The following is a 24,633-nucleotide window of genomic DNA, read 5'->3' as shown; positions in this document are numbered from 1 at the left end:
ACCATGACGACCGAAGCCGTGAAGGCCGCCCTCAGCCGCCAGGAGATCGAACTGCCCTCGTGGGCGTTCGGGAACTCCGGCACCCGGTTCAAGGTGTTCAGCCAGCCGGGGGTGCCGCGCTCACCGGAGGAGAAGATCGCCGACGCCGCGGTCGTGCACAAGTACACCGGCGTCGCGCCGAGCGTCGCGCTGCACATCCCGTGGGACAAGGTGGACGACTACGCGCGGCTCTCGGCGTACGCGAAGGAGCAGGGTGTCCGGCTCGGCGCGATCAACAGCAACGTCTTCCAGGACGACGACTACAAGCTGGGCAGCGTCACCAACCCGGACCCCGCGGTCCGGCGGAAGGCGACCGACCACCTGCTCGAGTGTGTCGACATCATGGACGCGACCGGGTCGAGGGACTTGAAGCTGTGGTTCTCCGACGGCACCAACTACCCGGGCCAGGACGACATCCAGGACCGGCAGGACCGGCTCGCGACCGCGCTGAAGGAGGTGTACGACCGGCTCGGCGACGACCAGCGGATGCTGCTGGAGTACAAGCTGTTCGAGCCGGCCTTCTACACCACGGACGTGCCGGACTGGGGTACGTCGTACGCGCACTGTCTCGAACTGGGGCCGAAGGCAACGGTCTGCATCGACACCGGGCACCACGCGCCGGGCACCAACATCGAGTTCATCGTCGCCTTCCTGCTCCGGGTCGAGAAGCTGGGCGCGTTCGACTTCAACAGCCGGTTCTACGCCGACGACGACCTGATGGTCGGGGCGGCGGACCCGTTCCAGCTGTTCCGGATCATGAACGAGATCGTCCGTGGCGACGCGCTCGACCCGGACCGCGGGATCGCCTTCATGCTCGACCAGTGCCACAACATCGAGGCGAAGATCCCGGCCATCATCCGCTCGGTGATGAACGTCCAGGAGGCCACCGCGAAGGCGCTGCTGGTCGACCGGGACGCGTTGCGCGCGGCCCAGCGATCGGGTGACGTGCTCGAGGCCAACGCCGCGCTGATGGATGCCTACAACACCGACGTGCGTCCGCTGCTCGCCGACCTGCGCGAGTCGCAGGGCCTGGATCCGAATCCGGTCGCCGCCTACCAGCGCAGCGGGTATTACGAACAGATCGTCAAGGACCGCGCCGACGGTCAGCAAGCCGGATGGGGAGCCTGAACAACCATGACCGACACTGCAGCCGAACTTGTTGCGCGGAGCAACCGACTCGGTGCCGATCCGCGCAACACCAACTACGCCGGCGGGAACACGTCGGCGAAGGGGACGGCGACCGACCCGGTGACGCAGCAACCCGTCGACCTGGTCTGGGTGAAGGGTTCCGGTGGCGACCTCGGCACGCTGACGGCGAAGGGTCTCGCCGTACTGCGGCTGGACCGGCTGAACTCGCTGGTCGACGTGTACCCCGGCGTCGACCGCGAGGACGAGATGGTTGCCGCGTTCGACTATTGCCTGCACGGCAAAGGCGGCGCGGCTCCGTCGATCGACACCGCGATGCACGGTCTGGTCGACGCTCCGCATGTCGACCACCTGCACCCGGACTCCGGGATCGCGCTGGCGACCGCGGCCGACGGCGAGAAGCTGACCGCGGAGTGTTTCGGCGAGCGGGTGGTCTGGGTGCCCTGGCGGCGGCCCGGATTCCAGCTCGGTCTCGACATTGCGACCGTCAAGCGGGAGAACCCGGAGGCGATCGGCTGCGTCCTCGGCGGTCACGGCATCACCGCGTGGGGCAACACCTCGGCGGAGTGCGAGGCCAACTCGCTGGAGATCATCCGTACGGCGGAAGCCTTCCTGGCCAACCGTGGTGTCGCCGAACCCTTCGGTGCTGTGGTCGAAGGCTTCGAGGCACTACCTCCGGAAGAGCGCCGTCTGCGCGCTGCCGCCCTCTCCCCGGTGATCCGGGGCCTGGCATCCACCGACAAGCCGCAGGTCGGTCACTACACCGACTCTGAGGTCGTTCTGGAGTTCACCGCGCGGGAGAAGCTGGCCGAGCTGGCCGCGTTGGGCACCTCCTGCCCGGATCACTTCCTGCGCACCAAGGTCCGGCCGTTGGTGCTGGACCTGCCTGCGACGGCGCCGCTGGAGGATGCGGTGGCGCGGCTCCGCGAGCTGCACGCGGCCTATCGCGAGGACTACGCCGCCTACTACAACCGGCACGCGGAACCCGACAGCCCGGCGATGCGGGGTGCGGATCCGGCGATCGTGCTGGTGCCCGGGGTCGGGATGTTCAGTTTCGGCAAGGACAAGCAGACCGCGCGGGTGGCCGGCGAGTTCTACGTCAACGCGATCGACGTGATGCGGGGCGCTGAGGCCGTGTCGACGTACGCGCCGATCGACGAGCGGGAGAAGTTCCGGATCGAGTACTGGGCGCTGGAAGAGGCGAAGCTGCAGCGGATGCCCAAGGCGAAGCCGCTGGCGACGCGGGTCGCGTTCGTCACCGGTGGCGGGTCGGGGATCGGGAAGGCGATCGCTCAGCGGCTGGCGGCCGAGGGCGCCTGTGTCGTGGTGGCGGACCTGGATCTGGCCGCGGCCGAGGCGGTGGCGAAGGAGATCGGGTCGTCCGACGTGGCCGTTGCCGTGGGCGCCGATGTCTCGTCGGGCGAGGCGGTGGAGGCGGCCCTGCGCGAGGCCGTACTCGCCTTCGGCGGCGTCGATCTGATTGTCAACAATGCCGGATTGTCGATCTCGAAGTCGTTGCTGGAGACCACCGAGCACGACTGGGATCTGCAGCACGACGTGATGGCGAAGGGCTCGTTCCTGGTGTCCCGGGCGGCCGCGAAGGTGCTGATCGACCAGGGCCTCGGCGGCGACATCGTCTACATCTCCAGTAAGAACTCGGTGTTCGCCGGCCCGAACAACGTCGCGTACGGCGCGGCCAAGGCGGACCAGGCACACCAGGTCCGGCTGCTCGCGGCCGAGCTCGGCGGGTACGGGATACGCGTCAACGGGGTGAACCCGGACGGCGTCGTCCGGGGCTCCGGGATCTTCGCGAAGGGCTGGGGTGCGCAGCGAGCCGCGGTGTACGGCGTACCGGAGTCGGAGCTCGGCGCGTACTACGCGCAGCGGACGCTGCTCAAGCGGGAGGTGCTGCCGGAACACGTGGCGGCCGCTGTATTCGCGCTGACTGGTGGAGAGCTGACCCACACGACCGGTCTGCACGTGCCTGTCGATGCCGGCGTGGCCGCCGCGTTCCTGCGATAGGAGTCGCATGACCGAGTTGGATGTCCGCCAGGTGTCCCGATGAAGCGTGTTGCCGCAGTCGATCTGGGCGCGTCCAGCGGGCGGGTGATGCTGGGCGCGGTCGGCGACGGCCGCCTCCACCTGACCGAGGTCCATCGCTTCTGGAACGGCCCGGTCCGGGTGCGGGACACCTTGCACTGGGACATCCTGCATCTCCACCGCTCGATGCTCGACGGCCTGCGCTCGACCGGCCCGGTGGACGGTGTCGGGATCGACTCGTGGGCCGTCGACTACGGCTTGCTCGACAACGCCGGTCGCCTCCTGGGCAACCCGGTCCACTACCGCGACGCCCGCACCGACGGCGTGATGGAACGCGTCCTGTCGTCGGTCCCGGCCGCCGATCTGTACGACATCACAGGCCTTCAGCAACTACCGTTCAACACCATCTGCCAATTGGTGGTCGAGCCCTTCCTCAGCCAGGCAAAAACCTTGCTGATGATCCCGGACCTCCTCGGGTACTGGCTGACCGGGGAGATCGGGGCCGAGCGGACGAACGCGTCCACCACGCAGTTGTACGACGTGCGCGCTCGGGAGTGGAGTGAGCAACTGGCGGCGCGGGTCGGGGTGCCGCCGGGGGTCCTGCCGCAGTTGCGGGAGCCGGGGGATGTGATCGGCACGTTGTTGCCGGCGGTGGCGGAGGAGACTGGGCTCGATCCCGCGACGCCGGTGATCGCGGTCGGGTCGCATGACACGGCTTCGGCTGTCGTGGCTGTGCCTGCGGAGGGCGAGCACTTCGCGTACATCTCGTCGGGCACTTGGTCGCTGGTCGGGCTGGAGCTGGACCAGCCGGTGCTGACGGACGAGGCCCGGGCGGCCAACTTCACGCACGAGGGTGGTGTCGACGGGCGGATCCGGTTCCTGCGGAACGTGATGGGCCTGTGGATCCTGCAGGAGTGCCTGCGGGTCTGGGGCACCACCAAACTGCCGCGGTTGCTGCGTGAGGCGGCCGAGGTGCCGCCGTTCGCCGTACTGATCGATCCGGACGCAGCGGAATTCCTTGCCCCCGGCAACATGCCGCGGCGGATCGAGGAGCACTGCCGGGCGGCCGGGCAGGAACCGCCGTCGTCGCGCGCCGCCCTCGTCCGGTGTGTGCTGGAGAGTCTCGCGCTCGCCTACCGCCGGACGTTGCGTCAGGCGCAGACGATCGCGGACCGGCAGGTCGACGTACTGCATGTCATCGGTGGCGGCTCGCAGAACGAACTGCTCTGCCAGTTGACCGCCGACGCGTGTGGCTTGCCTGTGCTCGCCGGGCCGGTCGAGGCCTCGGCGCTGGGCAACATTCTGGTTCAGGCTCGCGCGCTGGGCGAGCCGTTGCCGGACTTGGGCGCGATGCGCGCGCTGGTCCGGTCCACGCATCACCTGCGGCGCTACGAGCCGCAGGGCAAACCGGCCGACTGGGACGCCGCCGAGTCCCGGATGTTCGGAACAGGGTGATCCGCATGACCGTCCTCCCCCAGGAACTCCGCCCCCTCGCTCGCCGGGTCCCACCCCGCGAGATCAGCCACGACGAACTGCAGCTCCTCCGCCTCCTCGCCACCGGCCTCCCGGTCGACGGCGTAGCCCGGCGTCTCGACCTCTCCGAACGCACCGTCCGCCGCCGTACCCGCCTGGTCTGCGACCGCCTGGGCTTCAGCACCGCCATCGAAGCCATAGTCTGGGCCGCCCGCCGCGGCCTGGTGTGAGCTGTTGGCAGCCGCTGACCATTGAGGTGGTCGGCTGCTGCTCAGATCAGGTACCTGAATTCTGGTGAGTTCGGGTGGATGCGTTCGATCTCGAGCGGTGCGGCGTCCATGCGGGCCAGCAAACCCTCGAGGTCGTCGGGCCGGCTGATCTCGATGCCGACCAGGGCGACGCCGGTTTCGCGGTTGTTGCGTTTGACGTATTCGAAGAGCGTGATGTCGTCGTCCGGGCCGAGGGCCTCGTCGAGGAACTGGCGGAGGGCGCCGGGCTCCTGCGGGAACGTCACCAGGAAGTAGTGCTTCAGCCCTTCGTGGACGAGCGATCGCTCGAGGATCTCGCCGTACCGGCTGACGTCGTTGTTCCCACCGGACAGTAGGCAGACCACGGTCTCGCCGGGTCGCACGGTCAGACCGTTGCCCAAGGCACCTGTCGCGAGTGCGCCCGCCGGCTCGGCGATCAAACCGTCCGTCTGGTAGAGCTCGAGCATCTCCGAGCACACCAGACCCTCGGGCACCGACATCATCTCGACGCCGGTCCGCTCGACCAACGGCAGCGTCACCTCACCGACCCGCCGTACGGCGGCGCCGTCCACGAAGCTGTCCAGGTGCGGCAACGTCACCGGCTCACCGACGGCCAACGCTGCGGCCATGCTCGCCGCGCCCGCCGGCTCGACACCGACGATGCGTACGCCGGGATGCCGCTGAGTCAGCCAGGTCGCGACACCTGCCACCAGCCCGCCACCGCCGACCGGAACCACCAGGACGTCGGGCGCCTGACCGAGCTGCTCGACCAGCTCGACGGCTACGGTCCCTTGCCCTGCAACGGTTCTGAGGTCGTCGAACGCCGGGACCATCGTCGCCCCGGTGGCCTCGCCTTCCGCGTGCGCCGCGGCGGCCGCGTCGTCGTACGTGTCGCCGGTGACGATCACCTTGATCTGCTTGCCGCCGAGCGCCGCGATCCGGTCCCGCTTCTGGCGCGGCGTCGTCCGCGGGACGTAGACCTTGCCCTGGACACCGAGGATGTGGCACGAGTACGCCAGCCCCTGGCCGTGGTTGCCCGCACTCGCGCAGACGACGCCGGCCGACTTGGCCGCGTCGTCGAGCTGGGCGATCAGGTTGTAAGCGCCGCGGAGCTTGTAGGAGCGGCCGATCTGCAGATCCTCGCGCTTCAGCCAGACCTGCGCGCCGGTCCGTTCGGAGAGCCGGAGGTTGCGTTGCAACGGCGTCCGTACGGCGACGCCGTCGAGTCGCTTGACTGCCGCCTCGATGGCTTCCGCGTCAAGGGATTGCGGGGTGGATCGAGCGACTGAACTACTGCCCTGCATGACGTTCCTTCCCGTGCATTTGCACGATCCTCGCAGTTTCGTTCGCAGCACAAGACGATCCGCGTCCACACTGCGGACGCGCGGAAATCCTTTGCGCATCAGACTCTTGCACGATGCGTGAAACGGCCCTTCGATGGGGATTCTAGTTTTCATACGCTCACTCGGTGTAACGGCCAGGGGTCTGGACGGGATGAGCCGAGTAAAGCCGGTCAGAAGGACTGGAGGGCAGGATGGAACTGATTCCGTTCAGTCTGTGGGGCGACGCCTTGTGGTGCGGTCAGGAAGTCGTGCGGGAGACGCCGCACGAGCAGGCGATCCGAAGCCTGTTTCCCGACCCCATCCCGGCGCGCGGCGCAGACCTGGACACCGATGCGGACCTCGTCCCGGAACCGCACAACCGTTTCGACCCCCGATCGATCGCCGTACGGGTGCAGGGGAAGGTTGTCGGCTACCTGCCGAGGGACGACGCGCACCGGTACCACCCGGTGTTGTCAGAACTGGTGGCACAAGGCCTGCAACCGCAGGTGCCCTGTCACCTGTGGGTCAGTGAGTGGGAACCGGCGGACTGGGACGGCAAGCGCGACCAGGGCACCGAGTTCCACGCCAGCGTGGCGGTGGCCCTCGGCCAGCCGCACATGCTCGTCCCGGTGAATCTGCCGCCACCCGGCAGCTATCACCTGCTACCGCCCGGCAGCGGCATCGTCGTACCGGGCAGTGAGGTTCGCCCGGATGTCCTGGCGCCGTTCTTCCGGGCGGAAGGCGAGTGCTGGGCGTACGCCACCATGCACGCGATCGAGGAGGAGGACAGCTTCCAGGACCGGCACCGGATCGTGGTCGAGATCCGGCTGGACGACGAACCTGTCGGCCGGCTCAGTCCACGGCTGAGCGCCGAGTTCCTGCCCGCGATCCACTACCTCACCGACATGCGTGCCGAGACCGCTGCCCGTGTCGCCGTTCGCGGCGACCGCATCGCATCGGAGGTGATCCTCTACGCGGCGCGAAGTCACGACCTCCCGGCAACCTGGCCGGACGGCCTGACCCGCTCCCCAGTCGCGTCCCCCCAATGGCACTACTGGGCTACGAAAGAGGCCAACTAGGCGGCTGCGCAGTACTCACCGGCCATCAAGGTCCCCTGGGTGGGTACTGCGGAGCTACTTGACCACCATCAGCCGAACGCCTCGGCGGGATCGATCGGCGAGTACTTTGGCTGTATGGGAGTCGCTGTGATTGCGCCAGCCTGTCCGATCTGCGGGGATCGGGGAGTGCCGATCCTCTACGGTCTGCCGACCGCCAAGGCTCGGCGCGCGGCCTCGGCCGGACGCGTCAAGCTCGCGGGCTGCGTCATGTCGGCCGAACCCGACCAGTGGTGCTGCCCCGCCGCCCACCAGTGGCGAACCGGCGACGAGCAGCTCCTGGTCGCCGCCATCGAGGCAGCCCTCGCCGGCTCCTGAGAGGTAGATCACGAGCTGGGCGGGTCACAGCGGCGAGGTGGTCCGTGTCCTGGGGTGCGTTGGCCCGCCCAATGGGGGCGGCCTCAGCTCTCTGGAGAAGTGACGTGCGATACCTCATCACCCTGGTCGCCGCGGCCACGGCTGTCGGCGGGCTGGCCTTGCCCGCTCGGGCGGCTGATTGCGATGTCCAGTGCCAACTCGATCTGCAGCGGCAGAACGCCGTACCGCGGACGGCGTTCTACGATGCGCCGGTTCCGTTGCCCTGGGCCCCTGCGGGCGCGGTGATCCGGGAACAGGCGACGGCTGACTACGCCGTCCCGGCGACCCGGATCCTGTATCACTCGCGGACGTCGGCCGGCCGCGACGTGGCTGCGTCGGCTGTTGTCATCGTCCCGGCAGGGAAGGCGCCGACCGGGGGATGGCCGGTCGTGGTGGACGCACACGGCGCGAGTGGGATCGGCCGGGACTGTGCGCCGTCGCTGATGCGCGACCTCTACCACGGGAACCAGATGCTGCGCTTCGTCGAGCGTGGGTTCGCGATCGTCGCGCCGGACTATGCCGGGCTGGGTACCGACGGTCGGCAGGAGATCGTGAACAAGACGGCCGAGTCCAACGACGTCATCTTTGCTCAGCGTGCCGCTCGGCGAGCCCGGCCGGATCTCTCCCCGCGGTGGGTCCTGTGGGCACACTCGCAAGGTGGCGGGGCCGGGCTGGCCGTCGCTGAGCGGCAGCGCGTCGTACCGCAGCCCGGCTACCTCGGCACTGTCGTCACGTCCCCGGTCGCCGACTTGCCGACCCTCGCCGCCCACGTGGTCGACACTCCTGGGTACGGCGCGTTCGCGGCCTTGCTGTCGCAGGGCGCGCACACCAGCGATCCGCGGATCCGACCGGACCGGCTGCTCACTCCAGCGGCGTACTCCCGACTGGGGATCACTGCCATCGGATGTCTTGGTGCGGTGTCGGCGGCGTACGGCGATCTGACCGGATCGCAACTGGTCAGTCCGGCGTACGCGACCGATCCCGCCTTTGTGCGGTATCTGCGGACCAACTCGACCGGCCACCTGCCGCTCGGTGGACCGGTCCTGCTGCTCCAGGGTGACGCTGACACCGTCGTACCGGTGAGCGTCACCGATCAGATCGTCGCTTCACTGTGCCGGCTCGGCACGCGCCTGGAGTACCGGACCTACCCGGGCCTGGAGCACGACACCTACCCGTGGGTGCAAGGCATCGACGACGGCGCCATGCCCGACATCCTCACCTGGACCACCGCCCGCTTCGCCAACCAACCCACCACCACAACCTGCTGACCGGTAGGCAGGGCAGAGGCCCAGGTCGGCTGGTGAGCGATCTGGGCCTCTGCTGCTTGTGTTACCGAAGAGGCGTCAGGCGTGCCGCTCCGGAGTGGTTGGACGGATGTTCTGGTTGAGCTGGAACAGGTTGGTCGGGTCGTAGGTGTTCTTCACCGCGACCAGCCGCTCGTAGGTCGCTGCCGGGTACGACGCCCGGACGATGTCCTCGTTCGTCTCGCCGGTGAAGTTCACGTACGACGCCGAGTTGGGTCCGAGCGCGGCCCCGGACGCCCGGGCCCACTGGACGGCGGTGTCGAAGCCATCCGCGTCGGGAGTCCGCGCGACCACGTTGAGGATGAACTCGCGGTCACGGGTCCCGAACGCGGTGGCGTCGGCCGGCACCCTGCCCATCGCACCCCCGAGGTGGTGGACATGGAGCTCGGACACACCGTTCGGCACCTGGGCGTGCGCCGAGACGATCGCGTCGACGGTCGCGGCATCGCCGAGGTCGTCGAAGAACGCCGAGCGGAAGTAGTTCCGCATCCCGCGCGGGAACAGCGGATCCAGCAACGTCTGCATCGCGACGTACGGCATCGGACCGAACAGGTCGGCCACGACCGGCGCGAGTTCGCGGAACGGCTTGGTCGCCGCATCGCCCTCCTCGGTCTGCCCTGACCACATGCCGAGTACGGCGACGATCGGCCTCCCGTGTACCTCTTCCGGCAGGAACGGCAACGGCGGTGCGGTCGTCAGGTTGATGGCCAGCGACAAGTCGTCGGGTGCGCCGGCCGCCGCCGTACTGAAGCCGCGAAGGACGTTCGCCGCCTGGTCGCCCGGGTAGAAGACGAGACCGGCGAAGACCGTCGGGCCGACCTCGTGAGCCTTGAACTCGAACGACGTGACGACGCCGAAGTTGCCGCCACCGCCACGCAACGCCCAGAGGAGCTCCGGGTTCTCGGTCTCGCTCGTGTGCAGGTATCGCCCGTCCGCAGTGACGATGTCGGCCCCGACGAGGTTGTCGCAGGCGAGTCCGGCCCGACGGACGAGCCAGCCGATGCCACCCCCGAGCGTGAAGCCCGCAACGCCCGTCGTGGACACCAGCCCGCCGGTGACCGCCAGCCCGAACGCCTGTGCCTCGGCGTCGACGTCCCCCCAGACGCAGCCGCCTTGCGCAACGATCCGGCGCCGGTCCGGATCGACCCGAACCGCGTTCATCGGCGACAGGTCGATCACCAGGCCGCCGTCCGTGGTCGAGAAGCCGGGGATGCTGTGGCCCCCGCCCCGCACGGCCAGCGTCAACCCCTCGCTCCGGGCGAACTCCACGGCCCGGATGACGTCGGCCACCCCGCGACACCGCACGATCAGTGCGGGTCTCTTGTCATGCGCGGCGTTCCAGATCGACCGCGCCTCGTCGTACGACGGGTCGGACGGGCGGACCAGCTCGCCACGAAGTCCCTCGGCCAGTTCACCGAGCGTGGCCTCCCCGAGCGTGTCCTGCCGCGCTTGCGTCGTTGTCATTCTCTGCTCCTGATTCGTCGTGACCAGGGGTTTCCCTGGACGGACACGACATTAGGAAGACTGCCTTCGCAATGACTTAGCGTGACTTAGCGTTCGTGCGGGCGCGGGCCGTCAGGGGCGATGTGGCAGGGCGGCAGCCCGCGCCGCACCGATGCGGCAGCCCAGCCGCGCGAAGATCTCGGACGCTATCTGGCCGTGCCGGAAGAGCGTCTCCGTGTCACCGTCGTCGCGCGCGAGTTCGGCGGCGAGGAGCCGCGCCCACGCCTCGATTCGCAGATAGCCCTGCGGGTGAAAGGCCTCCACCGCCTGCTCGGCCAGCGCCCGCGCGGCTTGGCGTTGGCCGGCGAAGAGCTCGACGACGACGAGGTTCAGCAGCGCGCCCGCCGCGCCGGGCACATCGTCGACCGCCTCGCCGCGGTCGAAGGCTTCACGGGTGAGCCGCCGTCCGGCCGCGGGGTCGCCGGCCGCCGCGGACAGCAGCCCGAGGTTGGCAAGGGTCAGGTTCCCGCCGCGACGATCGCCCAGTTGCTCCCGGATCCGCAGCGCGTCGCGGAGATGCTTCTCGGCCTGCTCGAACAGTCCCTGGTCGCGCTCGATGCAGCCCAGATGGTTGAGCGCGTGGCCGAGACCCGCCGCGTCGTCGACACGCTCGAACACCGCGACAGAACGCCGTACGGCGTCGAGCGCGCTGTCCAGATCTCCCGCCAGCCGATGGGCATCGGCGTACGCCGATAAGGCATAACCACGACCGCGTACGGCGCCGACACGGCGGCCGAGCAGGAAGGTCTCCTCGAATACCGGCACCATCGAACCGTCGACGGGCGCGAGCGGCAGACACGCGGTCACGGCAGGGAAGAACGGGGCGGCCTTCGAGTCGATCAGGCTCAGCCGCTCGAGGCATAGGGCGAATCGCTGCTGTGCGGTCTCGACGTCTTCACGGAACAACGCGGCCATCGCGGCCAGTTGCTGAGCGGCGGCGGCCACGGGTGCCGCTCCCAGTGAGTCAGCTTGGGCGAGCGTTTCCGTGGCGGTCCGGTCGATCTCGTAGAGGTCTCCGCTCCCGAGTAGCAGAGTGCCGCGCAGTACCCGAGCGGACACGATGTCGGCCGGGTCGTCGGACTGCTCGGCGACGGCGACACCCTCGTCGCCGAGCCCTGGGAGTCGGTCGCTCAGGCCGCTGCGGGCGTCGAGGACCGCCAGTGCGAAGATCGCCCGAACCCGATCCCGGGACGGCGCGACGGCCACTTTGAGAATGCGTTCGAGCCAGGCGGCTCCTTCGACGAAATGACCTCGCGCCAGCCAGTACTGCGAGAGGTTCACGCCGAGCAGCAAGGCCCGTTGGTGATCGTGGCGGACGGCCCATCCGAGCGCGGCGCGGAGGTTGTCGTGGTCGAGGTCGAGCGACTGCGGGCGTTCGACGGTAACGCTGGCCCGCTCCGGATCCTGGTCGCAGGCCAAGTCGAGGAAGTGCTGGAAGTGAGCTGTCTCCAGCTGCTCGACCTCGTGCGCGGCGACGAGCCGCTCCCGCGCGAACTGCCGGATGGTCTCCAGGAGGCGGTAGCGGGAACGAGGACCGTCGTGGTCGACGAGCAACAGGGACTTGTCGACCAGCCGACCGAGGCAGTCCAGCACGTCCGCGGCGGGAATCCGCTCGTCCGCGCACACTTGCTCGGCCGACGGGAGCGAGAAGCTGCCGGCGAAGACAGCGAGCCGCCTCAGCAGGACCTGTTCGTCGTCCGACAGCAAGGCATGGCTCCACTCGAGCGCGGCTCGCAACGTCGCATGCCGAGTGATCTCACCGTGCCGGCCGAGCAGGGGGAGTGCCTCGCTCAACCGCTCGGCGATCTCCGCCGACTCGAGGTGCGACGCGCGCGCGGCGGCCAGCTCCAGGGCGAGCGGGATGCCGTCGAGACGGCGGCAGATCTCCACTATCGGCGCGGCGTTGTCCGGATCGAGGACGAATCCGGGCCGGACGTCCTGCGCCCGGTCGACGAAAAGCCGTACCGAAGCCAGAGTCCCTAGCCGGCCCAGGTCGCCGGCATCCTCCGGCTCGGGGAGCTCGAGTGAGGGCACCCGGAACGTCACCTCGCCTGGAGTGTGCAGGGGTTCGCGGCTTGTCGCGAGCACGGTGACTCCGGGGCAACTTCGCAGTACTGCGCTGGCGAGACCCGCACAGGCGGCGAGCAGGTGTTCACAGCTGTCGAGGACGAGGAGCAGGTTGCGTGGGGCCAGGCGGGTGATCAGTGTGCGCAACGAGTCCGAGCCTGCGGCGGGGTCCAGTCCCAGTGCGGCGGCGACCGTGTCGGGGACGAGACGTGCGTCCGCCACCGGTACCAGGTCGGCGATCCAGATCCCGTCGGCGTACGCGTCGAGCAGACGGCGAGCGGCCTCCTCGGCCAGCCGGGTCTTGCCGGCACCGCCGACCCCGGTCAGCGTGACCAGGCGGCCTCGCTCCAGCAATTTGTGGACGTCGGCGATCTCCCGTTCGCGCCCGACGAAGCTCGTCAGCGCTGGAACGAGGTTATGGCGGGGCTGGGCTGGTGGCTCCTCGACCTCAATGCTGCCGGTCAAGAGGTCGCGGTAGACCCGTTGTGTCTCCGGGTCCGGATCGGTGCCGTACGTCGTACGCAGCTCTTGGCGTAGTCGTTCGTACTGCGCCAGTGCCTCCGACGATCGGCCCATCGCCGCGTGTCGCCGCATCAGGCTCCGGACGGCGCGCTCGTGGCGCGGGTCGATGGCGAGCGCGCGCTGCAGGGCATCCAGCGCCTCGACGTCGTGCCCGCTGTCGCCGGCCGCATCCGCGAGGTCGACGAGGACGTCGCAGAAGCTCGCCCGGAGTTCCTCCCGCGGCCCGACGGCCCAGTCCTCGAAGCGATCCTCGGGGAGGAGGTCACCGGCGTACGCAGCGACAGCGGTGCGCAGGTCGGCGAGATCACCGCTGGTCCGGCCGAGGGCGGCCAACCTCTCGAAGGTCCGTACGTCGACCTCGACGAGCCCGTCCGCGAGCAGCACCACGAAGTCGTCGCGCAACTCGAGCAACCCGTTGCTCGGCTCATCGCCGGCAAGCACCCGCCGCGCAACGTGCAGCGCCTGATGCAGATTGTTCACCGCGGACACCGGAGCCCGATCAGGCCACAACGCCTCGAGCAGTACGTCGCGATGCAGCCGCTGACTCCGCGTCAACGCCAGCATCTTCACCAGCGTCCGCGCCTTCCGCAGCCGCCAGGCTCGCCCGTCGACAGGCAGCCCTGCGCGATCGACCCCGAACCCCCCAAGCAACCGAATCCGCACCATCGCCCTCCCTCGACGAGCCTAGACACATCTCCCCCCACCGCAACCAACCTGAATACGACGGCTCCCCCCTTCGAGGTTCAGTCCAGGCCCCGGTGGTGACGACGGCATCGCACGCGAAAGGATGCAGGTGTGGACAGGCCGGAGGCGATTCTGCTGGATTTCTACGGGACCGTTGTGGAAGAGGACGATCCCGTCATCGCGTCCGTACGCCAGACGATCTACGCGTCCGCCACAGCCAACGACCCCGCAGATCCCAAGGCGGTCGGCGCCTACTGGTGGGCGCTCTTCTCCGACCTGTGCGCGACCTCCGCGGGCCAAACCTTCGCCACCCAGCGGGAACTGGAACGACGGTCTCTTCAGGGCACCATCGAGTATTTCGGCTCAAACGCGCGCCTACAAACCCCGCCCAGAACCCTTCCACCTAGCCCTAGAGCTTCTCGGGCTAGCGCCCGGCTCAAGTACTGCATGTCGGTGACTCACTGACGGCCGACGTACGGGGAGCCAACGCCCTCGGCATCCCAGTCGCCTGGGTGAACCGAAAGGCCAAGACCACCCCACCCCAAACGCACGTGCACTACGAAACCCCCGATCTGGAATCCCTTGGGCACGTGCTGACTCGTCAGCGCTAACTCCTCCTTGAGCTCACCCCTCGCGGATGAGGACGGCGCTGTCGACACCTTGCGAGATTGGCTGATCAAGAGCGTCGATTGCGAGTGGGGCACGCGATGATGAGTACGAGCCCAGTCGGGTCAGGGTTGTCGGCGGAGCAGATGGCCGCGGCGATCGCCCAGGTCTCGTCGGCCGCCACGGTGGACTCGCCGTTCGGCCGGCTCGAATTCTTCGACGGGGTGCCGCGACTGGACACGGTGTCGACGGCGTACGACGCGCTCGACCTGATGCGCGGCATCGACGTGTTCCTCAACGCGGTCCCCGGCGCCTCCCTGGTGGCGATGCGTCGTGGCCTGCGGTCAGCAGGCGTCACCTCGGCACGCATCATCGGCTTCACCGACCCTCGCGCCAACTCCCGGAGTCTCTTTCTGACGCCGAACACCGAAACCATCTACGGAACCACGTTCCTGAACCTCAAGGCGTGGGGCCCGACCGTGATCGAGGCGCCAGCGGAGTCGCTCTGTGTCGTCGACGACTTCTGGTTCCGCTACGTCGCCGACATGGGCATCGCCGGTCCCGATCGGGGCCAGGGCGGGAAGTACCTGTTCCTGCCACCCGGGTACGACGGTGAGGTCCCGGACGGGTACTTCGCCTACGGGTGCCCGACGTACACCAACTGGGTCGTACTCCGCGCGCTCGGCGGCGTCCCTGCCATGAAGCAGACCCGGATCTACCCGCTCTCGGAGGCCGCGGCGCCGGACGACAACGAGTTCGTCAACCTGGCGGAGGCGATCTTCAACACGGTGCATGGCAACGACTTCTCCTTCTTCGAGGAGCTCGACGAGCTCGTGCAGGAGGAACCGACGAGGCGCTCGATGCGGAGCGCGCCGGACAGCTCGCGGCCATCGGTCTTGTCCACGGTCAGCCGTTCGCGCCCGACGACCGGATGCGCGCCATCCTCTCCCGGGCCGCTGGGATCGGCGCCGGGCTGGCGCGCACTCTCGCCTATGCGCCTCGTGACCCCGACGCCTTGCTTTACGGGTCGTGGAAGGTCGCGTTCGTCGGCGGGAGCTACGAGTTCCTCCGCAACGGCGCCCGCCTCCTCGATGCGCGCACCCAATTCCATTACCTCGCCACGGTCGTGACTCCCGCGATGGCACACGCCCAGGTCGGTGCGGGTTCCGCCTACGCCTACACGATCCACGACAGCAACGGCGACCTCCTCGACGGATCCCGGACCTACCGGCTCCACATCGACCCGAACCCACCGGCGAAGAACTTCTGGGCCATCGACGTCTACGACACCCAGACCCGGTCCCTGCTGCAGGTGCCTTCCACAATCTGGCCCGCCCTGGCCAGCAACACCGGCACCCTCCAGGCCAACGACGACGGCTCCTACGACCTGTACTTCGGCCCCACCGCCCCACCGGGCAAGGAGTCGAACTGGGTCGAGACAATCCCCGGCAAGTCCTGGTTCCAGCTCTTCAGGCTCTACGGCCCCCTCCAAGCCTGGTTCGACCAAACCTGGAAACTCAACGAGTTCGACCCCCTCGACTGAGACCCCAGCTCCTTCGACAGGGAGTGTTGCCAAGCGGTCTGTCCCCGCCGGCCGCGTGGCCCGATCCTTCCGATGGATGACCTTTGGGTGGCTGGTGAGCCGGATGGGCTGCTTCATAGCGTCGCGGCATGACCGTCACTCTTGAACTGCCGACCGGGCCCCTGGCCGACGCCGCGCTGCACACGGTTCAGTCCTCACTGAGCGCCTCGATCGCGAATCACAGCGTGCGAAGCTTCTTCTTCGCCCAGCTCCTCGCCGAGCACGAAGGCGTCGCGTACGACCATGATCTGCTCTTTGCGGCGACCGTTATGCACGACCTGGGGGTCGGCGACCTCGCGCCCGGCGAGACGCGGTTCGAGGTGGAGGGCGCGGACCTTGCCGCCGCCGTGCTGACCGATCACGGAGTCGACACAGCCGACGTAGACCGAGTATGGGAAGCGATCGCCCTCCACACCTCACCCGGCATTGCCGAACGCCGCGGATTGCTCGCATACCTGACCCGCGGAGGCATCAGCATCGACTTCGGCCTCAACACAGACCTCGTCGCCGATCGGGAGAAGGAAATCCATCACGCATACCCGCGCCTCGCGATGGTCCACTCCTTGACCGACGCCATCGTGCGACAAGCCGCCCGATCCCCTGCCGCAGCCCCCCGGCTACTCCCTCGCCGGAGAACTCGTCCGCGAACGCCACACCAACGGCACAACCACCCTCGAACTAGCCGCCAGATCCTCCCCTTGGGGAGAGTGAGCAACCGTCCCGGTTCGTTGTGTGCTGAGCCGGACTATCGCCGATCAGGTGTGGCCCGTACCCTTTAACGACCCCGAGGTGCACGCCCTGTCGGCCGACCTCCTCTCCGGCTCCAGCTACCGCTGCCACCACCTCTGCGACACGATCGCTCCGCCCGCGGCGGGAACTCCTCGGCATTGGCTTAACGGATCTAGGAGTGCCGCGATGGACCAGGAGAGTCAGGCGGTCAGTGAGCGGCTCAACCGCGCCCTCGCGGAGAGCGGGCTGTCTCAGGCTGCGTTCGCCGCTGCCCTCGGCACTTCTGCTTCCCGCTTCTCCACCTACCGTTCTGGCAGGACCAAGCCGACGGCGCAGTTCTTCCTGCGGGCTGAGCGGATTGCTCATGCCCTTCATGCAGCGCGTGAGTATCGGATCATGACTGCCCCGGGTACCGCGATGGCTATTCGCGAAGCGAGTGATGAGGATTGGGCGTGGCGGATGCTGCTTCAGGGCCGTGACCACCTGTGCTTGCTGCTACAGCGTCACGATGGATCCGAAGCTGCTTGGGAGGCAGCGCCAACTACGGCTGGTCACGCGAGCTTCGATACCTTGCTCGCCGTCCTGACTGCGCACGAATTCAAGGCCGCAGGCGAAGATCCACCCGAATGGAGCAAGGTGAAGGCTCTCTCGGATCCATGGGTTCCCGAGCATCCGTTCCTGGAGCGCGACGAGATCATCGAGCAAACTCCGGACTACCTGGCGCGGGCCAACATCTTTGTCCCTGCTCGCGACTTGGTGACTGCATGACCGACGCACGCAAGGCTGAACTCCCGAGCGGCCCGTGGCTGCCCCCGCTGGCGCAAGGCGCATTGCACGCAGTGACGCACCCGGTCTGCACATGACCTACCGCACGACCTCCCGCGAGCGGAGCTGGTGCCTCGCCAAGAAACGTCGAGGTCGTTACCGCACTTGCCTTCCGCCGGGTCAATTTCAGGGGTGAACCTCGCAGCTGCACCCTTCTACCCACCGTATTCCCGTTGTGAAGGGACCAGATCAGGGGTGAACCCCGCAACTGGCCGCCGCGGCGGGCTTCGGGGTGGTGGTCACTCCGGAACCTTGCTTGACGCGGCACTAGTCGGACGAACTCAGCGATGCGGCGGTGACTGTGCATCCGCACCCTGCTGGTGATCGGATCTGCGGAGATGTGGCGGAGCAACCGGACGCATTTGCCGCATGTCCCCGGAACATGAAAGGCCAGGTCTGCCTGGCCTTCAGTTTGCGAGCTCGGACGTGCGAGCTCGGACGGATTCGAACCCCCGACCCTCTGATCCGTAGTCGAGTTCGAGGCGTCCATCGTTGACCACAGCACGCGTGACGACACACACCGGTTTAGTGGATTGTCCAGGGGTGTCCGCTCCGATCCGTGGCCGCTGTTAGCAAGCCCGTTAGCAAAGCACCTCCGCGCACAACTCCTGCCTGGCGTCTTCCCGTCTGCCGTTCAGCCCACGCGTAGCGCGATCAGCAGCCACCAGAGGGGTCAAGGTGGAGCGCCCCGCTGGACGAACGACCTTGACCCTCTGGTGGCTGCTGATGGTCTCTGACTGGGCTGAGCGGCAGACGGGAAGACGCACCCGCCCCGACTCCGCCTAGCCGGCCAAATCGACCCGTCATCCCGGAGTCGTGAGGCCCCCCGCCGGAGGCAATGCCCTTGGTACTGAGGAAGACACCGAGAGCGGGCGCGGGCGGTGAACGGCCGGAGGCCGCATGCGCACGCCCGCGCCGCGCGCCGAAGGCGCGCCTTGATCCATAAGAGCCAAATTCGGCAAGAGGGATCGGCGGGAGTTTGTCCTCCGTTGACAGATCCGCGACACTCGTCCGCCAGGTGATGTGCGACAGCCGAATGCGCGGATCGCGGCAGATGAGTGCGTTTCCCGAGTCAGCGTTTAGTAGCGCCACAGCAGCGCCAGGGTGGGCCAGGGCGTAGATCGGGGTGATCCCCGTTGATGATTGCGGCTACACAAGCGCATGCTGTGGCCGTGAACAAGGTTTCGCTGACGGCGCCGACCCCGGTGTTCGGGGAGCGGGTCGTGGGCGCGGCGGCGATCGCGTTGGTAGCGTCGTTGGTCATCCAGAATGCGGTGCTGGTCTGGGCCGGAGCGCCCGGCTTCGGCGACCCGATCGAGAAGGTGCTCGCCTTCCACGCGGAGAACCGCGGCGCGGTCGCGATCGCGGTCGGCTCAGAGGCGCTGAACCTGCCGCTGCTGCTCGTGTTCGTGACCGGTTTCCACGGGCTGGTCGGGCGTCGCGGGGGTGCGGGCGCCGACTGGTCGCGCCTCGCGGTGGCTGCGGGCGCGACTCTCGCGGCGGTCTTCGCGCTCTACGCGGTTCTGTGGAACGGAGTCGTATTGTCCGCCGGCGAGCTCGCCGAGCCGAGCCCGCTGTTCAAGCTCGTCTGGCAGCTGCATGCAGGAGCATTCGCTCTGGCGCTGCCGGCGCTCGGCACCACCTTCATCGGCGCTGCGCTGGCGGCGCATGCGAGTCGGCTGGCGGCGCCGTGGCAGCGTGTGCTCGGCGTGGCCGGGGGAGGCCTGCTGATCGCCGCCGGGGTGGCCAACCTCGCGATCGCTGACGGCTCGCCGATCCTGTTCGTGGGGCTACTCGGCTACGCCGCCTGGCTCGTGTGGCTGCTGGTGACCGGGGTACGGCTGGTTCTGATGCCCAGGAAGGTCGGCGCTGCCTAGGAACCGTTCCCGCCACGCGGCAGCCTCGATACAAAGATTGCGTCAATCTGGGCGACCGAAGTGACACGACCGCTCATCGGCAGATCCGTGCGTTGGCCGGCCGCCCCAGTTGGTCGCCAGGCGCCTAGCCTGTCGCACATCAGTTGACGGAACTGTGTCGTGGATCTGTTGGCGGATCAGAGGATCGGCGGGAGTCATGGGTCGATACCGGGCACGTCTTCACGACTGGGTTCGGGCAGCCGATCTACCCCGACACCGTGAGCCAGCTCATGGCCAAGACGATCAAGGCCTACAACGAGCCAGCCGACGACGAGGATGCTCCAGAGGTCCCGTTGCCGCATGCTTGGCTGCACGACCTGAGGCATGTGCACGCGACCTTGCTCCTGGTCGCGGGTGTCCCAGTGCATGTCGTCGCGGACCGGCTGGGGCACGCTGATCCGTCGATCACGCTCCGGGTGTACGCCCATGTGATCCGTCGCCACGCGGCTGGTATCGCTGATGTGTTCGCCGCTGCTGCTGACCACGTCGACGAGGACCAGGACGACGAAGACGACGGGGGAGACCCGTCAGCGGTGGTGCCGTGTTAGCAGAGGCGTTAGCAAAAACAGCCCCGGACAGAGCGAAACCCCAGGTCATCCACCTCGTGACCTGGGGTTTTGTTTGCGCGCTCGGAGGGATTCGAACCCCCAACCTTCTGATCCGTAGTCAGATGCTCTATCCGTTGAGCTACGAGCGCTGGACAACGTCGAGTAACGATACATGGCGGGGGCGGGTGTGTGCCAATCGGCTCCTGGGTGGGGGCTCTAGCATCCGCGGCACGCGCGGTGAACGTGTGCAGCAGCACGCACAACCAGGGCGGTTCGACATGCCCAGTCCGCGAATCCACCCCCCTTGGCAGGCTGGGATGACGTGCGAGCGGCAACCACGGGGCGGCGACGGAGGAGCCACGCGCACGAACAGGGTGGTGGGAGCGGCCGACGTAGGAGCGCGCGTAGCGGACGCGTGGGTGGACCACAGTCTCTGGAACCGGGTGGGGGTTGGGGTGCGTCGGAGGCGGGTGTCAGCTGACCGGTAAGGGAGGACCTCCGCGTGGTTAAGGTCGCGGGCATGGCAAGTCGACTGGTGCGCGGTACGGCGATCGGGTGTGGTGTGGCCGCGATCGCGGGGGCTGGGATCGGGTTCGCTGTCGGCGAGCCGGTGCAGCCGGAGGACATTCTGCCGGCGCGGTCGATGCCGGCCGATCTGTGTGCGCGGCTCGGCGACGTGTCCAGCCTGTTGCCCAAGGCATCGAGCAGTACGGCGCCGGTCACGCTGGTCCAGGGTGGCAGTACGTCGATCACCTGCGAGGCGGGCAGCAGCCGCGCCAGGGTCGCCGCCTACTCCGCGGCGACGCTGAAGGTGACGATCACCCCGAGCCCCGGGCAGGACGCCGGCGCCGGCACTCCGCCGTTCACGCCCGAGCAGGTCGCGAAGAAGACCTTCACCCGTTCGCCGATGAAAGCGCTGCCGAACAGCACGTACCCGACCAAGACCAGCCGGAGCACGAACGGCGTGGCCGGTGAGTCGTGGGTCGTCCGCGCGCTCGTCCAGCGCGCGGACATTGTCGTACAGGTGGACTACACGGCCAATCCGATCGATGCGGACACGGCGGAGAAGGCAGCTGTCGCGCTCGCGGACCGGGCGATCTGGGAGACGAAGTGAGCAACAGTACGCCGGAGATCCCCGGCTACCAGTTCGACCAGCGACTGTTGCAGCACCCGCTGGCGGAGCTCTGGCACGGCCGCAGCTTCACCGGGATGGAGATCGTCGCGCTGGTGCTCAGCGAGGCCGGCGCGCGCGACGCGACCGTGCGGGACCGGCTTGTCCGGGCCGGCCGCGGCGCCGCGCTCGAACCCGCGCGGCTCGAGACGCCACTGTGGGCGGCCAACTTCAGCTCCGACCGCCCGTACGCGGTCACGCAACTGATCCCCGGCCAGTCCGGCGCCGAACGCCTGATCGACCCACTCGACGGTGTCATCGGCAACGACGACGAGTCGCTGCGGGCGGTCCGCGCCCAGCTCAGCCAGTACGGCGCCAGGCCGCCAACGGCCGACACGACGCCGACGGCCGACACGACGATCCCGTCGTACGCCGACCACCCGCAAGCAACCGCCGAGCCCGGGCAAGCCCCACAACCAACCACCCAACCGCAGTCCACGATCGAGGTCGCCCGCGAGTACAAGCGGAAGATCGGTGGCTGGATCTACGCGGTCGTCGCCTTCGTCGTGCTGCTCGTCTTCACGGTCACCTACTCCATCGGCGCCGCCGTCGGCAGTTCGGTGAAATCCGACCAGCCGGTCGACGCCGCTCCCCAGGCCGCGGTGAGCCCGGAGGCGTACCCGTCGCCGGTCCTGCTGCCCGCGATCCCGAAGATCACCACCGCGCCGTACAAGCGGCCGGACGGATCCGCCGGCGTGTTCGGCGCCACGTACGCCGCCGGCACGGACCTGCAGGTGATCACGACGGCCGAGCTGCCGTTCGCGCTCGGCTGGCCGCGGCCGCCGCAGGTGACGTTCCTCCGCGAGTCCACCTCGGTCGTCTACCGGCGGATCGTGACGCGGTCCGACTACTCCAACGGCGGACTGAAGAACTCGCTCGACGCTCGGATCGCCTTGCACCCGTGCGCGAGCCTCGCCGCCTGCCGGGCCGACCGGGCCGCGTTCGACAAGCAGTGGGCGAAGGTCTACAAGGCGACGGCACCCACGACGGCGAAGGACGCGCGGACGTGGCTGACGGTGCGGACAACGCCGTATGCCGTGACGATGACCAGGGCTTATGTGAGCGGCGGCCAGTGGTGGCTGGTCGGCTCAGCGGTCACCGGCGCGCCCGGCGAGGAAGCGGACGTGCAACGCATTGTGAACGACATCTGGCGGCAGACCAGCTGATCCACCGCAAGATCTGCAGGAACGGCCCGCGCGAGCAGCGCGGGCCGTTCTCATTTTCACAAGGTTCGCCGGAAAGCGATTGTCGCCAAAACTTTGTGACCGGGTTCACGTTCTAGGGGTTCTCAGCACTCGGGTCGTTCGCGTACCGTAGTACCACTTGCACACTGGTATACGTCCACTGGACGCACTGGTATGCGAGAGATCACACCGCCAGCCAGCTGAATCGAACCGCCGGAGACCCCGGCGGCCGGAGCCGTACCCCCCTCAGTGTCGAGGGATCGGTCGGCCGCCGGGCCCGACAGCCGAGAGGGAATGAGCCGCCGATGACGACAACCGCCAGCCCGACCCATACCGAGACCGCCACCCCAGCAGCCACCACGGACCCCCTCCCAGCCGCAGCCCCCGCGCCGTACCCCCTGACCGACGCCCCGACCCGCCACTCCGGCCTGCTGGCCTGGGTCGCCGAGGTCGCCGAACTGACGCAGCCCGACCGGATCCACTGGGTGGACGGCTCGGACGAGGAGTACGCCGGACTCACCGCGGAGCTGATCGAGGCCGGCACCATGGTCCGGCTGAACGAGGAGAAGAAGCCGAACTCGTTCTGGGTGCGCACCGACCCCTCGGACGTGGCGCGGGTCGAGCAGCGGACGTTCATCTGCTCGGTCGACGAGGCCGACGCCGGCCCGACCAACAACTGGATGGCGCCGGCCGAGATGAAGGCGCTGATGACCGAGCTGTACCGCGGCTCGATGCGCGGCCGGACGATGTACGTCGTCCCGTTCTGCATGGGACCGCTGACCGCGGACCAGCCGATGTTCGGCGTCGAGATCACCGACTCGGCGTACGTGGTCGCGTCGATGCGGATCATGGCCCGCACCGGTTCCGCCGTACTGGAGAAGCTGGGCACGGACGCGTTCTTCGTGCCCTGTCTGCACTCGGTCGGCGCTCCGCTCGCTCCCGGTCAGAAAGACGTCCCGTGGCCGTGCAACGACGAGAAGTACATCGTGCAGTTCCCGGAGGAGCGGACGATCTGGTCGTACGGTTCCGGGTACGGCGGCAACTCGCTGCTGGGCAAGAAGTGCTACTCGCTGCGGATCGCGTCGGCGATCGCGCGGGACGAGGGCTGGCTGGCCGAGCACATGCTGATCCTCAAGCTGATCTCGCCGGACAAGAAGGTTCACTACGTCGCGGCCGCGTTCCCGAGCGCGTGCGGCAAGACCAACCTGGCGATGCTCGACCCGACCCTGGAGGGCTGGGAGGTCGAGACGCTCGGCGACGACATCGCCTGGATGCGGTTCGGCAAGGACGGTCGGCTGTACGCCGTGAACCCGGAGTTCGGCCTGTTCGGCGTGGCCCCCGGCACCGGCTGGAAGACGAACCCGAACGCGATGCGCACGATCGAGAAGGGCAACTCGGTCTTCACCAACGTCGCGCTCACCGATGACGGCGACGTCTGGTGGGAGGGCTACTCGCCGACCCCGCCGAACCACCTGACCGACTGGAAGGGCCGGGAGTGGACGCCGGACTCGGACGAGCTGTCCAGCCACCCGAACAGCCGGTTCTGCACCCCGATCAAGCAGTGCCCGATCCTCGCCGACGAGTACGAGGACCCGAACGGCGTACCGATCTCGGCGATCATCTTCGGCGGCCGCCGCGCCACCACGGTGCCGCTGGTGACCGAGTCCCGGGACTGGGCGCACGGTGTCTTCATGGGCGCGACGCTCTCGTCGGAGACCACTGCGGCCGCGGTCGGCCAGGTCGGCGTCGTACGGCGGGACCCGATGGCGATGCTGCCGTTCCTCGGCTACGACGCGGGCAAGTACTTCGACCACTGGCTGACCGTCGGCAAGGAGCACGACGCGGCGCAGCTGCCGAAGATCTTCTACGTGAACTGGTTCCGCAAGGACGACGCGGGCAAGTTCGTCTGGCCCGGCTTCGGCGAGAACGGCCGGGTGCTGAAGTGGGTGATCGACCGGATCGAGGGCCAGGCCGACGCGGTCGAGACCCCGATCGGCCGGGTCCCGACGCCGGACTCGCTGGATGTGTCCGGGCTCGACCTGACCGCCGACGAGCTCGACATCGCGCTCGCCGTCGACGCCGAGGAGTGGAAGGCCGAGATCCCGCTGATCGAGGAGTGGTTCGCCAAGCTCGGCGACACCGTGCCGGCCTCGCTGAGGGTCGAGCTCGACGACCTGAAGGCGCGGCTCGGCTGACGCCCCAGGACACCGGACGCTGAATCGGAAGCCAGCGGTCGGGCAGGAAGCGGGGGG

21 protein-coding genes and 1 tRNA gene are annotated in these 24,633 nt (G+C 68.3%); 18 read left to right on the top strand and 4 right to left on the bottom strand.

The window, feature by feature from the left end; all coding sequences use genetic code 11:
- Positions 1-3: 3 nt before the first annotated feature.
- From rhaI to ACXC9Q_RS18500, 4 genes are read left to right on the top strand one after another with little or no spacing between them, the layout of a single operon-like run.
- Positions 4-1,167, top strand: coding sequence for an L-rhamnose isomerase (gene rhaI, locus ACXC9Q_RS18515; RefSeq protein WP_457057820.1), 1,164 nt, complete (start codon positions 4-6; stop codon positions 1,165-1,167).
- 6 nt (positions 1,168-1,173) lie between these two features.
- Entirely contained in the window at positions 1,174-3,207 is a 2,034-nt protein-coding gene (locus tag ACXC9Q_RS18510; RefSeq protein WP_457057819.1) for a bifunctional aldolase/short-chain dehydrogenase, read from the top strand.
- Between the two features lie 39 nt (positions 3,208-3,246).
- On the top strand, positions 3,247-4,680 hold the full coding sequence (locus ACXC9Q_RS18505; protein ID WP_457057818.1) for a rhamnulokinase: 1,434 nt from the start codon (positions 3,247-3,249) through the stop codon (positions 4,678-4,680).
- Between the two features lie 5 nt (positions 4,681-4,685).
- Positions 4,686-4,928 carry a LuxR C-terminal-related transcriptional regulator gene (locus ACXC9Q_RS18500; protein ID WP_457057817.1) on the top strand — a complete coding sequence of 81 codons (243 nt, stop codon included), beginning with the start codon at positions 4,686-4,688 and terminating at the stop codon, positions 4,926-4,928.
- 41 nt (positions 4,929-4,969) lie between these two features.
- Here the strand turns inward: ACXC9Q_RS18500 and ilvA are convergent, their stop codons facing one another.
- Positions 4,970-6,250, bottom strand: coding sequence for a threonine ammonia-lyase IlvA (ilvA, locus tag ACXC9Q_RS18495; protein ID WP_457057816.1), 1,281 nt, complete (start codon positions 6,248-6,250; stop codon positions 4,970-4,972).
- A 230-nt stretch (positions 6,251-6,480) separates the two neighbouring features.
- Between ilvA and ACXC9Q_RS18490 the strand changes: the two genes are divergently transcribed.
- From ACXC9Q_RS18490 to ACXC9Q_RS18480, 3 genes are all read left to right on the top strand, one after another.
- Entirely contained in the window at positions 6,481-7,347 is an 867-nt protein-coding gene (locus ACXC9Q_RS18490) for an HIRAN domain-containing protein (protein WP_457057815.1), read from the top strand.
- Positions 7,348-7,512: 165 nt separating this feature from the next.
- Positions 7,513-7,701 carry a hypothetical protein gene (locus ACXC9Q_RS18485; RefSeq protein ID WP_457057814.1) on the top strand — a complete coding sequence of 63 codons (189 nt, stop codon included), beginning with the start codon at positions 7,513-7,515 and terminating at the stop codon, positions 7,699-7,701.
- A 104-nt stretch (positions 7,702-7,805) separates the two neighbouring features.
- On the top strand, positions 7,806-9,008 hold the full coding sequence (locus tag ACXC9Q_RS18480) for a lipase family protein (protein WP_457057813.1): 1,203 nt from the start codon (positions 7,806-7,808) through the stop codon (positions 9,006-9,008).
- Between the two features lie 75 nt (positions 9,009-9,083).
- Here ACXC9Q_RS18480 and ACXC9Q_RS18475 read toward each other — a convergent pair whose 3' ends face one another.
- Both ACXC9Q_RS18475 and ACXC9Q_RS18470 read right to left on the bottom strand, forming a co-directional pair.
- Positions 9,084-10,508: an FAD-binding oxidoreductase gene (locus ACXC9Q_RS18475; RefSeq protein WP_457057812.1), complete on the bottom strand. Its 1,425-nt coding sequence runs from the start codon at positions 10,506-10,508 to the stop codon at positions 9,084-9,086.
- Between the two features lie 111 nt (positions 10,509-10,619).
- Positions 10,620-13,802, bottom strand: a complete 3,183-nt coding sequence (locus ACXC9Q_RS18470; RefSeq protein ID WP_457057811.1) for a BTAD domain-containing putative transcriptional regulator — start codon at positions 13,800-13,802, stop codon at positions 10,620-10,622.
- 129 nt (positions 13,803-13,931) lie between these two features.
- Between ACXC9Q_RS18470 and ACXC9Q_RS18465 the strand changes: the two genes are divergently transcribed.
- The 8 genes from ACXC9Q_RS18465 to ACXC9Q_RS18430 all read left to right on the top strand — a co-directional run bounded on the left by ACXC9Q_RS18465 (position 13,932) and on the right by ACXC9Q_RS18430 (position 20,026).
- A complete protein-coding gene (locus tag ACXC9Q_RS18465) occupies positions 13,932-14,285 on the top strand; it encodes a hypothetical protein (RefSeq protein WP_457057810.1) in 354 nt (117 codons plus the stop codon).
- Positions 14,264-14,431, top strand: a complete 168-nt coding sequence (locus tag ACXC9Q_RS18460) for an HAD family hydrolase (RefSeq protein ID WP_457057966.1) — start codon at positions 14,264-14,266, stop codon at positions 14,429-14,431. The genes ACXC9Q_RS18465 and ACXC9Q_RS18460 overlap by 22 nt, the downstream gene beginning before the upstream one ends.
- A gap of 99 nt (positions 14,432-14,530) precedes the next feature.
- Positions 14,531-15,556 (top strand): DUF1254 domain-containing protein, encoded by a 1,026-nt coding sequence (locus ACXC9Q_RS18455; protein WP_457057809.1) that lies wholly within the window; start codon positions 14,531-14,533, stop codon positions 15,554-15,556.
- A gap of 8 nt (positions 15,557-15,564) precedes the next feature.
- The gene (locus ACXC9Q_RS18450) at positions 15,565-15,969 is read left to right on the top strand and encodes a DUF1214 domain-containing protein (protein ID WP_457057808.1); all 405 of its coding nucleotides are present in this window, start codon (positions 15,565-15,567) and stop codon (positions 15,967-15,969) included.
- 128 nt (positions 15,970-16,097) lie between these two features.
- Positions 16,098-16,787 (top strand): HD domain-containing protein, encoded by a 690-nt coding sequence (locus tag ACXC9Q_RS18445; RefSeq protein ID WP_457057807.1) that lies wholly within the window; start codon positions 16,098-16,100, stop codon positions 16,785-16,787.
- Between the two features lie 136 nt (positions 16,788-16,923).
- Positions 16,924-17,505 (top strand): helix-turn-helix domain-containing protein, encoded by a 582-nt coding sequence (locus tag ACXC9Q_RS18440; RefSeq protein WP_457057806.1) that lies wholly within the window; start codon positions 16,924-16,926, stop codon positions 17,503-17,505.
- A 1,229-nt stretch (positions 17,506-18,734) separates the two neighbouring features.
- The gene (locus ACXC9Q_RS18435) at positions 18,735-19,439 is read left to right on the top strand and encodes a hypothetical protein (protein ID WP_457057805.1); all 705 of its coding nucleotides are present in this window, start codon (positions 18,735-18,737) and stop codon (positions 19,437-19,439) included.
- A gap of 143 nt (positions 19,440-19,582) precedes the next feature.
- Positions 19,583-20,026, top strand: coding sequence for a tyrosine-type recombinase/integrase (locus ACXC9Q_RS18430; RefSeq protein WP_457057804.1), 444 nt, complete (start codon positions 19,583-19,585; stop codon positions 20,024-20,026).
- 76 nt (positions 20,027-20,102) lie between these two features.
- Here the strand turns inward: ACXC9Q_RS18430 and ACXC9Q_RS18425 are convergent.
- A tRNA-Arg gene (locus tag ACXC9Q_RS18425) sits at positions 20,103-20,175 on the bottom strand.
- Between the two features lie 371 nt (positions 20,176-20,546).
- On the opposite strand from ACXC9Q_RS18425, the gene ACXC9Q_RS18420 reads away from it, so the two are divergent.
- The 3 genes from ACXC9Q_RS18420 to ACXC9Q_RS18410 all read left to right on the top strand — a co-directional run bounded on the left by ACXC9Q_RS18420 (position 20,547) and on the right by ACXC9Q_RS18410 (position 24,576).
- A complete protein-coding gene (locus ACXC9Q_RS18420) occupies positions 20,547-21,140 on the top strand; it encodes a hypothetical protein (protein ID WP_457057803.1) in 594 nt (197 codons plus the stop codon).
- Entirely contained in the window at positions 21,137-22,363 is a 1,227-nt protein-coding gene (locus ACXC9Q_RS18415; protein WP_457057802.1) for a hypothetical protein, read from the top strand. The genes ACXC9Q_RS18420 and ACXC9Q_RS18415 overlap by 4 nt, the downstream gene beginning before the upstream one ends.
- Positions 22,364-22,686: 323 nt before the next feature.
- On the top strand, positions 22,687-24,576 hold the full coding sequence (locus ACXC9Q_RS18410; protein WP_457057801.1) for a phosphoenolpyruvate carboxykinase (GTP): 1,890 nt from the start codon (positions 22,687-22,689) through the stop codon (positions 24,574-24,576).
- The last annotated feature ends 57 nt before the right edge of the window (positions 24,577-24,633 follow it).

The organism is Kribbella sp. CWNU-51, assembly GCF_054073265.1.
Note: the sequence above shows the minus strand (reverse complement) of the source record. Positions and strands in the feature narration are given on the sequence as shown.

What these genes read in the sequence shown, in the direction of transcription:
- ACXC9Q_RS18475 (WP_457057812.1), bottom strand. Translation starts at nt 10,508, where the DNA reads ATGACAACGACGCAAGCGCGGCAGGACACGCTCGGGGAGGCCACGCTC.
- ACXC9Q_RS18505 (WP_457057818.1), top strand. Translation starts at nt 3,247, where the DNA reads ATGAAGCGTGTTGCCGCAGTCGATCTGGGCGCGTCCAGCGGGCGGGTG.
- ACXC9Q_RS18450 (WP_457057808.1), top strand. Translation starts at nt 15,565, where the DNA reads ATGGCACACGCCCAGGTCGGTGCGGGTTCCGCCTACGCCTACACGATC.
- ACXC9Q_RS18420 (WP_457057803.1), top strand. Translation starts at nt 20,547, where the DNA reads ATGGCAAGTCGACTGGTGCGCGGTACGGCGATCGGGTGTGGTGTGGCC.
- ACXC9Q_RS18455 (WP_457057809.1), top strand. Translation starts at nt 14,531, where the DNA reads ATGAGTACGAGCCCAGTCGGGTCAGGGTTGTCGGCGGAGCAGATGGCC.
- ACXC9Q_RS18410 (WP_457057801.1), top strand. Translation starts at nt 22,687, where the DNA reads ATGACGACAACCGCCAGCCCGACCCATACCGAGACCGCCACCCCAGCA.
- ACXC9Q_RS18440 (WP_457057806.1), top strand. Translation starts at nt 16,924, where the DNA reads ATGGACCAGGAGAGTCAGGCGGTCAGTGAGCGGCTCAACCGCGCCCTC.
- ACXC9Q_RS18510 (WP_457057819.1), top strand. Translation starts at nt 1,174, where the DNA reads ATGACCGACACTGCAGCCGAACTTGTTGCGCGGAGCAACCGACTCGGT.
- ACXC9Q_RS18470 (WP_457057811.1), bottom strand. Translation starts at nt 13,802, where the DNA reads ATGGTGCGGATTCGGTTGCTTGGGGGGTTCGGGGTCGATCGCGCAGGG.
- ilvA (WP_457057816.1), bottom strand. Translation starts at nt 6,250, where the DNA reads ATGCAGGGCAGTAGTTCAGTCGCTCGATCCACCCCGCAATCCCTTGAC.
- ACXC9Q_RS18445 (WP_457057807.1), top strand. Translation starts at nt 16,098, where the DNA reads ATGACCGTCACTCTTGAACTGCCGACCGGGCCCCTGGCCGACGCCGCG.
- ACXC9Q_RS18490 (WP_457057815.1), top strand. Translation starts at nt 6,481, where the DNA reads ATGGAACTGATTCCGTTCAGTCTGTGGGGCGACGCCTTGTGGTGCGGT.
- ACXC9Q_RS18500 (WP_457057817.1), top strand. Translation starts at nt 4,686, where the DNA reads ATGACCGTCCTCCCCCAGGAACTCCGCCCCCTCGCTCGCCGGGTCCCA.
- rhaI (WP_457057820.1), top strand. Translation starts at nt 4, where the DNA reads ATGACGACCGAAGCCGTGAAGGCCGCCCTCAGCCGCCAGGAGATCGAA.